Annotated in this window: 13 protein-coding genes; 3 read left to right on the top strand and 10 right to left on the bottom strand. The window is 36.7% G+C overall.

Annotation, left to right across the window (positions count from 1 at the left end; all coding sequences use genetic code 11):
• Positions 1–4 precede the first annotated feature (4 nt).
• The gene (locus tag AC3RV6_RS02820; RefSeq protein WP_489747954.1) at positions 5–565 is read right to left on the bottom strand and encodes a helix-turn-helix domain-containing protein; all 561 of its coding nucleotides are present in this window, start codon (positions 563–565) and stop codon (positions 5–7) included.
• A gap of 4 nt (positions 566–569) precedes the next feature.
• On the bottom strand, positions 570–1,850 hold the full coding sequence (locus AC3RV6_RS02815; RefSeq protein ID WP_489747953.1) for a hydroxymethylglutaryl-CoA reductase, degradative: 1,281 nt from the start codon (positions 1,848–1,850) through the stop codon (positions 570–572).
• 501 nt (positions 1,851–2,351) lie between these two features.
• On the opposite strand from AC3RV6_RS02815, the gene AC3RV6_RS02810 reads away from it, so the two are divergent.
• The gene (locus tag AC3RV6_RS02810; RefSeq protein WP_489747952.1) at positions 2,352–2,834 is read left to right on the top strand and encodes a sigma-70 family RNA polymerase sigma factor; all 483 of its coding nucleotides are present in this window, start codon (positions 2,352–2,354) and stop codon (positions 2,832–2,834) included.
• A 62-nt stretch (positions 2,835–2,896) separates the two neighbouring features.
• On the opposite strand, the gene AC3RV6_RS02805 is transcribed toward AC3RV6_RS02810, so the two are convergent.
• The 3 genes from AC3RV6_RS02805 to AC3RV6_RS02795 all read right to left on the bottom strand — a co-directional run bounded on the left by AC3RV6_RS02805 (position 2,897) and on the right by AC3RV6_RS02795 (position 5,701).
• Positions 2,897–3,430: a competence protein ComK gene (locus AC3RV6_RS02805; RefSeq protein WP_489747951.1), complete on the bottom strand. Its 534-nt coding sequence runs from the start codon at positions 3,428–3,430 to the stop codon at positions 2,897–2,899.
• 134 nt (positions 3,431–3,564) lie between these two features.
• The gene (locus AC3RV6_RS02800; RefSeq protein ID WP_489747950.1) at positions 3,565–4,620 is read right to left on the bottom strand and encodes a DNA sulfur modification protein DndB; all 1,056 of its coding nucleotides are present in this window, start codon (positions 4,618–4,620) and stop codon (positions 3,565–3,567) included.
• Positions 4,607–5,701, bottom strand: coding sequence for a DNA sulfur modification protein DndB (locus AC3RV6_RS02795; protein WP_489747949.1), 1,095 nt, complete (start codon positions 5,699–5,701; stop codon positions 4,607–4,609). Before AC3RV6_RS02795 ends, AC3RV6_RS02800 begins: the two co-directional genes overlap by 14 nt.
• A 358-nt stretch (positions 5,702–6,059) precedes the next feature.
• Between AC3RV6_RS02795 and AC3RV6_RS02790 the strand changes: the two genes are divergently transcribed.
• Both AC3RV6_RS02790 and AC3RV6_RS02785 read left to right on the top strand, forming a co-directional pair.
• Positions 6,060–6,236, top strand: coding sequence for a hypothetical protein (locus AC3RV6_RS02790; protein ID WP_489747948.1), 177 nt, complete (start codon positions 6,060–6,062; stop codon positions 6,234–6,236).
• A 451-nt stretch (positions 6,237–6,687) separates the two neighbouring features.
• Complete coding sequence (locus tag AC3RV6_RS02785) at positions 6,688–7,278, top strand: transposase (protein WP_489749169.1); 591 nt, start codon at positions 6,688–6,690, stop codon at positions 7,276–7,278.
• A gap of 295 nt (positions 7,279–7,573) precedes the next feature.
• Here the strand turns inward: AC3RV6_RS02785 and AC3RV6_RS02780 are convergent, their stop codons facing one another.
• From AC3RV6_RS02780 to AC3RV6_RS02760, 5 genes are all read right to left on the bottom strand, one after another.
• Positions 7,574–9,154 carry a BCCT family transporter gene (locus AC3RV6_RS02780; protein ID WP_489747947.1) on the bottom strand — a complete coding sequence of 527 codons (1,581 nt, stop codon included), beginning with the start codon at positions 9,152–9,154 and terminating at the stop codon, positions 7,574–7,576.
• A gap of 38 nt (positions 9,155–9,192) precedes the next feature.
• Complete coding sequence (locus AC3RV6_RS02775; RefSeq protein ID WP_489747946.1) at positions 9,193–10,308, bottom strand: mandelate racemase/muconate lactonizing enzyme family protein; 1,116 nt, start codon at positions 10,306–10,308, stop codon at positions 9,193–9,195.
• Between the two features lie 50 nt (positions 10,309–10,358).
• A complete protein-coding gene (locus AC3RV6_RS02770) occupies positions 10,359–11,498 on the bottom strand; it encodes a mandelate racemase/muconate lactonizing enzyme family protein (protein ID WP_489747945.1) in 1,140 nt (379 codons plus the stop codon).
• 68 nt (positions 11,499–11,566) lie between these two features.
• Positions 11,567–12,196, bottom strand: a complete 630-nt coding sequence (locus AC3RV6_RS02765; protein ID WP_489747944.1) for a GntR family transcriptional regulator — start codon at positions 12,194–12,196, stop codon at positions 11,567–11,569.
• A gap of 287 nt (positions 12,197–12,483) precedes the next feature.
• Positions 12,484–13,866, bottom strand: coding sequence for an aspartate aminotransferase family protein (locus tag AC3RV6_RS02760; RefSeq protein WP_489747943.1), 1,383 nt, complete (start codon positions 13,864–13,866; stop codon positions 12,484–12,486).

Here is a 13,866-nt window from a genome sequence, read left to right as displayed (position 1 = left end):
TTATTTAATGATTTGCAATAAAAATCGTTAATACTTTTGCTTCTTTACGGTCAACCGGAAGAAAAACATGTGGAACAATTCCTTTAAAATAGGCACTATCTCCTTCCGCTAAATAATATAGCTCCCCACCATAACTTAGGTTAATTTCTCCAGATAATATATAAATAAATTCATCTTCTTGATGCGTAAATGGTTCTTCTTTTATTGGCTCTTCCAACACGTTAACTACAACAGGTTCTATTCTACTAAATGATGAAAGATTGGCTAATTTTTCATATGAATAACCAATATCAATATCTCCTGAAATAGTTTGGCGAGCTTTTTTCTTGGTTATCGATAGGCTTTTTTCTTCCTCCTCCGCCAATAACCAAGAGAGTGACAAATTCATTTCATTTGCAATTTTTGACAACGTAGCTACAGCGGATGTAGTTTGGCCATTTTCAATTTTTGATAATAAGCTTTTCGTGAAACCACATCGTTCTGCAAGTTCCTGTTGAGTTAAACTTCTTCTTAGTCGTTCTTTTTTTATTCGTTGACCAATTATTGAAACTACGATAAAAATCACACCCCTACTTCTTTCTTAAAAGTTCTTTTGCCTTATCAATAGAAACCTCTTCTACTTTTATCATTTCTGCAGTTAACCACTCAATTAGATTTGAAGGTGCTCCAGCCTGGATTGCAATATTTCGTGCATGCAACGCCATATGTCCTCTTTGTATACCTTCGGTTGCAAGCGCCTTTAAAGCACCCATATTTTGGGCTAGACCGACAGAGGCTATAACTTGTGCTAATTCCGCCGCAGAATCTATATCCATAATCTTTAGACTAAGTTGTGCAGCCGGATGAGTTTTAGTAGCTCCCCCAACAATACCCAAAGCCATTGGAATTTCAATTGATCCAATTAAATCTCCCGCCTTATTTCTTTCCCAAGTTGTTAAGGACTTGTAGGTACCACTCATTGCTGCATAAGCATGAGCACCCGCCTCAATTGCACGCCAATCGTTACCCGTAGCTACAACAACGGGATCTATCCCGTTCATAATCCCTTTATTATGTGTTGAAGCTCTATAAGGATCAATTAAGGCAATATAGTTTGCCTTTACCATCCGTTCAGCAACTTCCTCACCTGAAAACTCTGATGTCTTTAACTTTTCCAATGGTACTCTCGTCTTAGCACGAGCTATTCGGTATTCCGCTAAATTACTCAATATGCGCAGCAACACATTTCCATTCGTTATTAACTCTACTTGTGGTGCGAGTTTCTCAGCCATTGTGTTTACCGCATTAGCACCCATAGCATCCAATACATTAACGAGTAAATGCAACACAATAACTGGATCAGATTGGGATTGATCAAGCACTCGGATTTCAATATCTTTGGCTCCACCGCCTAACGAAACAAGTGTCCTATCACAACTATTAGCAAGCGCTAATAACTCATCTTTTTTCTTATAAAGTGCATGTTTTGCACCAAATGGATCAGCTACATTTACTACATGGATTTGCGCAATCATCGTAGACCCACTGTATGATGTTTCAAACCCACCTGACCCACGTACTAGTTTCGCCATATGACTTGCCGCTGCTACAACAGAAGGCTCTTCCACTGCCATCGGAATTAAATAATCTTTTCCATTTATAATGAAATTTGTAGCAATTCCTAAAGGTAGTTGAAACCCTCCTATTACATTTTCAATCATGTTATCTGCCGTTTCAGACGGAAAACCTTCACTAAAACTAATTACCTTCTTATCGTTTTCGTTCATTCCAGTCATTTCACTTATGATACTAAGTCTTTCCTCTACACTTTTTTTATAAAACTGCGAAATCCGTGAATTTAATTTTGTCATTTACCTATCCCCTTTCTGTATATAAGATTACTCACTGGATAATTATATTCAACTTAGTTGAATATAATTCACCCCATTACCAAAAAAATACACACATTTATCTGTATAATCAAATTATTGCATAATACTAAAAATCTTACAACCCTTTTTTTATAGCTCAACACCAAAGTATATACTTGACTATAAATATGCAATAGTAACTATATAGTATTCCGCACTATTTTCAGGATTGGAGCGCAAATCTTGAGGCACTCGCTAAAACTTATCAAGAACATGTTTCGGTGTTGAACTAATAGTGTCGTGCACAGGCACCATCCAAAGAAAAAATCCCATTGCAAAGCACCACTTTCCCCAAAACAAACAACTCATTTCCAACCATTCAAAAAGCCCTTTTCCACCATACAAAAGCCCATAACGGTCGTTCGCTTCCTTATTTCTATTGTCTTACGATAAGGGTACCCGGGAATAAAACGTATCGTGCACGGTCGAAAGGGCCGCATTTTGACGAATTTCGAAGAGGTATTAACACAGTTTGAACCGATGATTTACGCATCCTTACGCCAACTGAATATTTACCGTGATCACGATATCTTTACACAAGCTGGACGTTTTGCGCTCTGGCAAGCATGGACACGGTTTGATGAGGAAAAGGGGCATTTCGCACCTTACGCATCACGTAGTATACGAGGTGCAATGCTCGATGAATTAAAGAGAGAAACTCATTTCGAAGACAATGTCGGACATGCAGATGAGGAAAGTTTAGAGTATATGAACGAAATGCAAGCCCCGCTTCCTATTGAATGGTCAGACCGACTTGCAATCGCTTTTGAGTTATTAACGCAAAGCGAAAAAGAACTTATTCAGTGGTTCTATATTGACCGACTGACACAAGTGGAATGCGCTAAAAGATCAGGTTTATCAGTTGCAGGTATTAAAAAGAGGCGTGAACGACTTCTTATAAAATTAAAAACAATTATAAGTTAAATTTTGAAACGAAAAACCAGCTATCACTTATTGTAGTGGCAGCTGGTTACTATTGAATTACTCTATGTTAAAAGAAACTCATTGATAAGTAGATTAACATCCTTAGACCCAGCGGCTATTGACAATGGATTTTTTGTACGACCTTCTAACTCACCTTTTAATTTATAGGCACGTTGAACTTTTTGATTAAACGAATCAACGCTTATGTCGAGTACAAGCGAATAACCATTTTTAAATACCAAAAGCGTTTCTTTGTTGCCCATCTTTTTATATTCTTTAATATGATGCAAGCCAATCCATATGCAATCATCTCGGTTTGATGATTTAGTTGGAAACCAGTATAAGTTGAGTCTTTCATTAATCGCGACTGGAAACATTTTAATATCACCTAAAATCGCTTTTGCACCGTCATTAGCGCCTCTTAGACTATAACCGTAGTAATTAAGATTAAAATCGATTAAATCGGTTGGACTTTTCCTAACCTTTTGAGCACCATCATTTTCAATTACAATCGTATACAAATTTCCATAACTATCATACTTAGGATGAAATAAAACTGCGTTATAACCCATTACAAATTCATTAGCTACATTCACTTCAATTCCCCCTTTTTTCTGTTGTTCTCTCTGTAAAAAGGAGTATACTCAAACTAGGTTGGTATACACCAATTTGCTTCCCCAGGTGTGTCTGACTGGACAATGTCACCTGGGGATTCTTTATTTGTTCAAATTTATTCACATTTCACACACCCCCTTTGAAGCCGGAGCCAAGCAGCAATTGCCATTATATTCGTCTTATTATTCGTCAAATAAAAGTAACCATTTGCTCCCTTTACTGAACCGTCAAACGTTCTCCAAATTTCGTTCGTACTTGCCCAATCAACACTTCCCAAACGCTTCATTCTCGCAATCATTTCTTCCTGTCTACCTTCAATCGACATATCCTCAGTACCAATTACAGCGTAAATTGCGACGGCATTAAGTAGTGGAAAACTTGCCAACATCGATGTTTCATAATTCCCAATCGATTCAGCTGGATTCAAGTTAAATAATGCTTCAAACCAACTATTAACCAATTGAATACGATCCTCCATACGGTATGGAATATCATCGTTTAATGACGCTTGGCTCACACTCGTTTTCGCTGTTAGCAAACAAGCAATGAGTTGACGGAGTTGAGGGAGTGAAAGCAAGTTCTTGTTTTTAGGACGCATAATAGCACGCTTTTCTTGATCAACCCCCGCCACTTTCAATGCTAGATTACCCTTTAATACTTCATTCGTCGTTTTATTAATATCATTGCGTGAATCATAAACAATTCTTTTTGATAGCGCTACCTTTTTCACTTTTGTATTTAGATCTATGTATAACTGATTGGCTTCTCGGTCAGTCAAGCCTTCAAATATTTGAACCGAAACTTCTATGTCGTCTAGCATATAATGCAATCTAAATCCTTTTTCACGTTGATCAGCCACGTCACCACTGATTGCTTTCTGCACGACTGCTGCCAATTGCGACAACGCTTTGATCCGCTGCGTACCATCAATAATCGCTAATTTAGTTGGTTTACCATCTGCTAAAACTCCTTCTTGCAGCTGCGCAACTATCGGCGGTAAGTAAATTCGCCCTGTAAGTATATGATCAATCATATACTTTTTTAACTTCCCCACTTGATGACTATTCGTCACTTTAATCGTCAATCTATTATGTGCTAACATCTGAGTAATTTCCTTAACAGAATAATTAACAATCGTTTGCCGCTTCGTAAAAATATTACTTACAATCAATCGACACGCTCCTCTCTTTCTCAATCGCTGATAAAAATACAAGTGCCGTTCTTTTAATCGCAGTAGTAGTCGAATGACTTGTAAGTTGTTTCCTTGATTTACAATACATATGATCAAAAATAACATCAGTGTGTTTCCAATTTTGTTGTTTGTTTAGCAGTTCTAACATTGCAATTGCTTCTATATGAGTAACTGAATAGCGCCTCGTTAGTAAATGAACCGCGTAAGCTAATGCAACTTGGATCCCTGTTAATCCCGAGACATAAATATCCCGATTACTCATATTCCGCGGAAACAAACTAGTCCATGAAGCAAAAAAATGACTAGATATTACTGGAACGTCCTCCGGTTTACAATTCCTAAAATAAGGGTCTCCTTTCTTTTCCGTTAACCTCCCTTCAAACATCGCAATTAGGCATTTTCTCATCGTTATTATAGAAGTAATTGCAGAGTTTTGATTTGTAAGTCTTGAAAACTGCACTTCAATGTCTAATTCATTTTCTAACTTACTGGCTACCTCTCTTGCCAATTCCACATATTTATCGCGTTGATCGAATTGCATGACTAACCCTTTATGTGCTTTTTTTCTTTCTGAATTATAATCAGAATATAACTGTGCTTCCCCTTGATGATCCAAATCTAAATAAATTTGCATAGCGATTGGATACGTACTGAGAATATCGATAAACCGTTGTTGCTGGATGGCTAATTCATGATTATTTGTTTCCTCGGCCACTTTCCTTTGCGTTTTCAAGTAACGTAATGTTGACGATAGTGCTGCCATTCGATGAAGACCATCTAGTAAGTATATTTTACTACCTGATTTAAGTTCAAAACCCCCTTCTACCTCATAAATGCTTGACCGACTCGAGAAGATAAAAGAGGAAAAATAGAAACTTTGGTCGCTAATTAAATTAGTTAAAATATCATCACTAATTTCAGTTATTCTTCTAAGATCTAATCGAATGCGAACTTCGTCATCTATTCCAACCATTTTCTCGAGTATTGAAAATTGGATTTGCGTAGATAATACATCATTTCCGAATTGATTATACCGAGCACCTTGCATTTTTTTTATCATGTAAACACCCCCAAAGTCTTTATACCCCCATGCCCTTCCGTCTATTATACATCGCCCTAAATATTTGTCTAACAATTCTTAATATTTAGCGTAGTTATCTTTGATTTTAAGTTGTGTTTCTCCTTTTTTTACCCCACTCTTTACAATTTGGGATTGTGTGTTAGAATAACGGTTTTCAAAAATTTAACTTGAATTTAACCTTTTTATCCTAAAATGGTATAAAAGCTATGTTTAGGAAACAAGGAAAATAGTAAGACATTTTATAGGAATTATTTTGATTAATGTCATACACCACAAAAAGTCCAATAGTATAGTTTCTTCCATTCTGCACATAGTAAAGGTTGGGAGGTGAACTTCTGTGGATAAGAATAGTAAAAAGACGATGAATGAGCGAACACACAATAGTCATGAGGTATACAAAAATAATAAAAACAGTAATAGTAATAATAACAATCCCGGTGAAAATATGAATGTAGAAATTGCTAATGAATTTAATGCTAATCCGAAAAACAAGCGCAATAAAAATCGCAAATGACAACCTAACGTGATCGGTATATCAATTCATATTGAAGTCCAGCAAATGTATATATTTGCTGGACTTCTTTTTTTACATATGAAATTTGAAGTGGTGCCTGTGCAACACACATTTATGACAATTCAAAATATAGTATATTAATACAATAGGAAGTCGATCGAATTAACACATCACTAACTTCTTATTTTTATATATGCGATTTTAATGAATAGTCCGAATAGTATTTTACACAGGCACCAAAAACTAATAGTGTCTTACACAGGCACCAAAGAAAGAAGGCCAGGAAAAAAAGTAGAGGAAGAAAAAAAATTACAAAACCAATTCCTCAATATTGTATTCTACCCCTCTTTCCTCAATAACAACTCAAATTTCAAATTCTATCATTTTTCATGGTATTGTCAGTTAATTAAAAGTACGATACAGTTAAAGAAATGGAAGGTGGTGAAATAAAATAGCCAGACGTAAACGAATATGGAATCCAAATGCTTATTATCATGTCATCATGCGTGGTAATAACCGCATGAATATCTATCAAACTGAAGAAGACCAAAAAGAACTCATGCGTGCGTTTGAATATACTTATGATAAATACCCATTCACCCTATCAGCATATTGCATCATGACTAACCACTATCATCTACTCATCCGTTCCGAAAATATCGAACTTGGAAAAGTTATGGGCCGCATCAATCGTCGGTATAGTGATTACTACGCCAAACGCTATAATCACGTCGGTCGCATTTATGAAAAAAGATATTTTTCAAAACAAGCTGATGGACCTAAAGCTGTACTCGCAATTAGTAGTTACATCCACAGAAACCCTATCGACACAACGATTCCTATGGTCCGCGATCTAAAAGACTATCCATACAGTTCATTTCCTTACTACGTCAATAAAAACAAAACACCGCCTCGTTTTCTACAAACAAACGAAGTCGCCGCCCTTCTACCCAACCCATATGAAAAAACAAACTATGCTTATTGTTTATATTGCTTGACCTATAAACAGGAAGTAGAAGAAGATAAAGTTTCAGAATTTTGAATAGGGATAACTTTTTCAGGGATACCTCTCTTCTCTCTTCTCTCTTCTCTTCTCTCTTCTCTTTTCTCTTTTCTTTTTTTGATCGTGCCTGTGTAACACACATTTATGACAATTCACATTAGTGTGTATAAATACAAAAGGAAGTCAGACGAATAAACACATCGCTGACTTCCTCTTTTAATACATACAATTGTAGTGTATATTCTGAATAGTGTCTTACACAGGCACCAAGAAGAAAGAGAAAAGATACCAAGAAAAAAGAGAATACCATTTTGCACCTAGAAAATGAGTTTCCTCACTTTCCTTCTTTCTCGTCTTTTACAACTTCTGTCTCAATGATTCCATTTGCGCTAATTTCGCCAATCTTATCTGCCGGAATATGGCCAAAGTCTTTAATCATCCACTTCATCCAGCCAATGACCATGATTAGCATGATAAAGATGACAGGGACTCCGGTAATAATTGCACTTGTTTTAATAGTATTCAAGTCTGCCCCTATAAAAATCATTGTTAATGGTACCAAAGATAACATTACACACCAGAAAAGTCGGTGCATTGGATGTGGATCTTCATTTGCTTTCAATTTTGGCGTTGCTGTGGATGCCATTGTAAAAGCAGCACCATCCAATGTTGTTGCAAGGAACAAGACAGATACCAGACAGAATAGAATCATAAAAATACTACTAAGCGGTAATGTCTGTAACACAGCAATAATCGCACTATTATCTTTGCCATCATTTAAAATGCCAACAACATCTACCATGCCTTTCATTTGACGATCCATAGCAAGGCTTGAAATGATGCCGAAGAAAAAGAAACAACCAGCGCTACCACTAATTAGTGTGTTCGTAATAACAGAGCGTATTGTACGGCCTTTCGAAATTTTTGCAATGAAAATACCTGTGAAAGGTGCATAGGTAATCCAATACAACCAATAGAAGATTGTCCATGATTGTGGAAATCCAGATTTCCCAATCGGATCTGTAAACAAACTCATTTGGACAAAGTTTTGTATTAGCAAACCGAGTGCATTTGTAGTGTTTGCAATGATAAAGAAAGTAGGACCTACAATCAGAATACCTAAGCATAAGATAATGGATAACTTTGTTGTCCAATTTGAAACGCGCGCCATTCCTTTTTGTAAACCAATATAGGAACTTAACGAATACACGACTGATATAATAACGATTAATACAATATTTATATAGAAGGATGGTTCAATACCAAGCACAGTACTTAGTACTTGAGTTACCAACGGTACTGAAACACCAAGCGTAATACTCAATCCACCAAAACAGATGAAAATGAACATAATATCAATAATCCGTCCAATAATTCCGTTTTGCTTGATACCTGTAATTGAACTGACAATGGAGCTTAAACTAAGTCCCTGATTTTTCCTTATATAAATGTGATAGCAAATGGGTATACCGACTAACGCATATAATGTCCATGCGCTAAAACCCCAGTGCAACATATTGTATGGCAATGCCATTTCAAAAGCTCTTTGAGAATTAGGCTCAATGCCAAGTCCCGGTGTTCCAATATAATAAGCCCATTCGATAAATGCCCAGTAAACCGTGGCAGATCCCAGTCCACAAGCAATCATCATGGAGATCCATTTGAATGTTGAATACTCCGGCTTTTCATTACCAAGACGAATGTTCCCATATTTACTAAAGGCAACAAAAGTAAGAAGTATTACGCCGGAAAATGCAAACAGTAACGCAGCCGACCCGAACCAATCAGTCATTTTGCTGAATATGGTATTTGCGACTGTCTGGGATTCACTAGGATTAAAATATAGTAAGCCTACGATAATCAATACAAGACCAATACTAAAAAAGATAAGTACTTTATCAACTTTTTGGTTCATAGCTAGTCTCCATTCTATTATTTATTCTTCTTTATCAATTAAATCTTGTATTTCTGAATCACTTTTTCATCTAACTCTACGCCTAGTCCAATGGTATCCGGCACTTTTACATAACCATTCTCAAAGGGAAGTAAGTTTTTCACTAGATCATTAAATAACGGACTCGTACTTTGTGAATACTCCATTAAATCACCGTCTTTTGTTGCTGCCAGAAATTGTACGGTAGCGGCTAATAGGATACCTGTACTAAAACCATGGGGAATGAGTTTAATTCCATTCATTTCAGCCATGTCGTTAATGATACGCATTTCACTAATCCCACCGCATCTCGTAATATCAGGTTGAATAATATCAGGCTGGGCCTGTTTGATAAAATCATCAAATTCATAACGCGTCGTTAATGATTCCCCACCAGCAAGCTTCGCTACGGACAAATTCGACAATTTACGATAGCCTTTCATATCGTCTGCTAATATCGGTTCCTCAATCCAATTTAAATTGAAGGGCGCAACCTTTTTGAACATATGTGCCGCATGACTATAAGTTTTCCATTTGGAAGCCAAATCAATTTGCAATTCGAATTCTTGACCTAATTCTTCACGAATGGCTTTAATAATTTCATAGTCAATTTGTGCATCATCACCTAAAATCCCACCACCAAATTTCAAGCTAGTAAATCCTTTTCCCTTGAGATTTCGTGCCAATACTCGATTTTCTTCAGGTGTATCTGCGGGTATGAACGTGCCATATGCTCGTATCTTTTCTCGGTATTTTCCACCCAACAACATATGAATAGGTACTTGATAATATTGAGAAGCAATATCCCATAATGCAATATCTATGGCGCTCATCGCATGAATGCCCACCCCGCGTCTTCCTAGATAGTTCGAACCCCAATACATTTTGTCCCATAATCTTTGAATCTCTAAAGGGTTTTCACCCAATAAAAGCGCTTTCAAACCCGAGCAATAAAGATTTGAACTCGGTGCTTCAATAACAGCTTTTGCTACTAATGGCGAGGTGTCACTTTCCCCGAGTCCAACAAAACCATTATCTGTAATCACTCGAACGATAAAAGCATCTTCACCCCAAGTACAATCTTCATCCAAAGCCGGAACCCTTAGGGATATGACTTCTATATCAATTATTTTCATGAATAAACTTCCTTTTTATCTATATTTTAATTAACAATGATATTTCTTTTTTATTCTATCCAACCGGATTTATCGAAGGCTAATTTGTGCACAGCCACTTTATTAATCAAAGCCCAATCCATTTCAATTCCCAGACCATTTCCTTCTGGCGCATGAACATAGCCATCTTGATCTGTTCTGATTTTCGTAATTGCTCCAAATTCTAACGGCTCAAGTGGAACAGCTTGCTCAAAATAGTCACTATTATGACTAGCGAGCATCAAATGTAAGTTAGCTGCTTGTGATAAGGTATATCCCCATGACTGTAATTCCACAGTCATTGCATTTGCTTCCGCAATACCCATTATCTTTTTAGTTTGCGTTATTCCGCCTGCCAAAGTAGCATCTACACGCACACTTGACCAACAGCCTTTTTGGATGCCTTGCTCAATTTGATTCAACTGAAGTAATGTATTTCCAGCAGCAATAATTGGAATAGCAACGCGCGATTTCAAATCCCTATATCCTTCCAAATCCGTGTCAGGTAATGGCGCTTCGAACCAAATATAATCAAGCTTTTCCAATATCACAGCAGCACGTAATGCCTCCGCCCTGCTGTAAGCGCTTTCCGTATCAATCATGAATTTTAGACCTGAGTCCTTAAATTCTTCATGAATCGCATTAACTAAAGCCATATCTTCTTCAAACGTACACCATGTATGGAATTTGATAACTTTATAGCCTTGCGCCTTAAGCTTATGAACGTATTTAATATAATCATCAATACTAGGTAAAAATGGTGTACTAGCGTAAGAAAGTATTTTATTTCTCGCTCCGCCTAATAGTTGATACAAAGGCATTTTTGCGTATTTAGCAACCAAATCCCATAAAGCGATATCAATGGGCGACTGAGCTTGCGGTGTCATTTGCACACAACGACTTGCCAGTAAAGCATATATTTCTTCTCTTTGTAACGCAGATTTCCCAATTAAAAATGGCATTAGATGGCGAATCGACTCGGCAAGACTACTGTCCACACCGCCTTCTGTCCAAGATATCGCTCCTCCATATCCCTCGTAACCATCACTCGTCTGTATTTTGACAATGGTGTTTGTAATGGTGAGATCTTCATAATGTGATGATGTCTTGTATTTCGCATCAGGACCTACTACAACAAATACTTCCACTTTTGAAATTTCTAATACTGTCATTTCTCGTTTTCGCCTTCTCATACTTCGATTATGTTAAATTGGTACTTTTCTTTTCAAATGATTGATTATTAATCTAATAAATAAACGTCTGGAATGTTCGTATCGACAATATGTTTTCGCAATGACTCCGCAGCCGCTAAAACCGAATCACCATTAACAAGAATATCTACCAGCTCTTCATGATCAATAAGCCATTTCTCCAAAGTACCGGACTTGCTATTTTGATATAAAAAATGAAGCCTAATTCTGTGGACAATACTTTCCCAAATCCTGCTTACATTTTCAATTTCAGAGGACATAACAATTAGCTCATGTAATTGAATATCTAATTCAATAAAGTTAGACAAGTCTTCATATATTACGGCTTGCCTCATACCTTTTAGGATTTGTTGAAATTGCTCCTTAGTTTTATCATCCCAATTAGAAAATCCTTTTTTTAATGCATATAGTTCAATATGAAGTCGCATAGGAATTAATAATTCAATTACTTCTTCCTGTGTTATTGTCGCTACCCGAGTGTCCTTATAGGGTTCAGATATAAGTAAGCCTTCCAATTCAAGTAGTAAAATAGCTTCTCGGACAGAGGTTCTACTAACTTCTAAATTCTTCGAAATTTGTAGTTCTGTAATTTTCTCACCTTGTTTTAATTTCCCATCAAATATCCACTTTTTAATTTGCTGTGAAATTTGGTGCTTCAATGAGCTTTTAGAAAAGTTTGTGTCAATAACGCATACCCCCTCGACATTGTCTGATTGTCGACAATGTATCTAATAATTTTATTGTAAATTAATAAATTCTGATTGTAAAGTCTTTTTAAACTGCTTTAATGGTGCCTGTGTAACACACATTTATGACAATTCAAATTAAGGCATATAAATACAAAAGGAAGTCAGACGAACAAACACATCGCTGACTTCCTCTTTTCATATATGCAATTGTAGTGTATATTCTGAATAGTGTCTTGCACAGGCACCAAACAAACATATTAAAACAACTTATTCAACGTTTGTTTAAATGCTTCTAGTGTACGCTCGACTTCTTTTTCTCCATGTACTGTTGAAAGACTATAGCGATTAAGAGGCTTTGTGTAAACTCCCTTTGTTAATAGGTGGTAATCAATTTCTTTTCTTAATGCGAAATTGGATTCTTGTAAATCTCGATAGCTTTGGACTTTTTCTTTTTCTGTAATAATGATATTGAAAATAGATCCCATACCTATTGTTTGCGCATTGATTCCTTTTTGTGAGAACAATTCATTAATGCCCGACTTTAATTGTTCAGTAATATTGAAAACTTGTTGCATTTCCTGTTCAAGTACTTCTATTGTCGCTAATCCAGCCGCAAGAATTGTAGGGTGTCCGTTGTAAGTTCCACTATGGAATAGTACATCCTTAGCGCCAGACTTTTTGCTTTGACTATTATCAAAAACGTCTGAAGCCGCCGTTGGTGCACTCATGTCCATTATTTCTTTTTTACCACCAATAATTCCTACTGGGAAACCACCTCCAACAACTTTTCCTAATGTTGTCAAATCAGGTTTAATACCGTAAATCTCCTGCGCTCCACCTAGTCCCAAACGGAAACCAGTCTTAACTTCATCAAATATTAGAAGGATGCCTAGTTTCTCCGTGATTGCTCGTAAACCATCCATAAATTCCTGTTCAGCAGGAATGAAACCACCTTGTATCGGCTCCAAAATGACAGCCGCGATTTCATCTTTATGTTGCGTTAAAATTTCAATTGTTGCCTCCAAGTTATTAAAAGGCAATATAATTGTGTGTTCCTTATGATAAGGATCTACCCCTTTTGATTCAGCAATGGCATTCGGTCTATTTGCTGGTCCTGCCTCATTAATAGAAGGATTTACACTAAGTAAAACCTGATCATAACCGCCGTGATAATGACCTTCAAACTTCGCAATTTTATACTTTTCGGTATAGGCATATGCCATTCGAATTGAAAGTAATGTCGCTTCTGTTCCCGAATTCGTATAGCGTAGTTTTTCTATACTTGGATATAATTCTTTAATTTTCTGTCCCATTTTGACTTCCAAGTGATGAGGCGTTCCAAATAATAGCGTTCCCTCATCCTCTAGTTGGTTACGGATTCCTTCCAATACTTTTGGATGACCATGCCCCGTCATCAACGCCCCATAGGATAGTAGATAATCGATGTACTCATTTCCATCCACATCTGTAAGGTATGCACCAGAGCCTTTTTTCATAATAAGAGGATACGGTTCAAAAAACTTAATATTAGCAGTAACTCCCCCTGGCATTACTTCCATTGACGTTTTCGAAAACTCAAGTGATTTAGGCGTCATTCTTTTATACTCTTCAATCCCGGAAAGTACTTTGCTTTCTGTCAT

Source organism: Sporosarcina sp. So3-204 (assembly GCF_058068165.1).
This window is presented reverse-complemented; position numbering and strand designations above follow the sequence as displayed.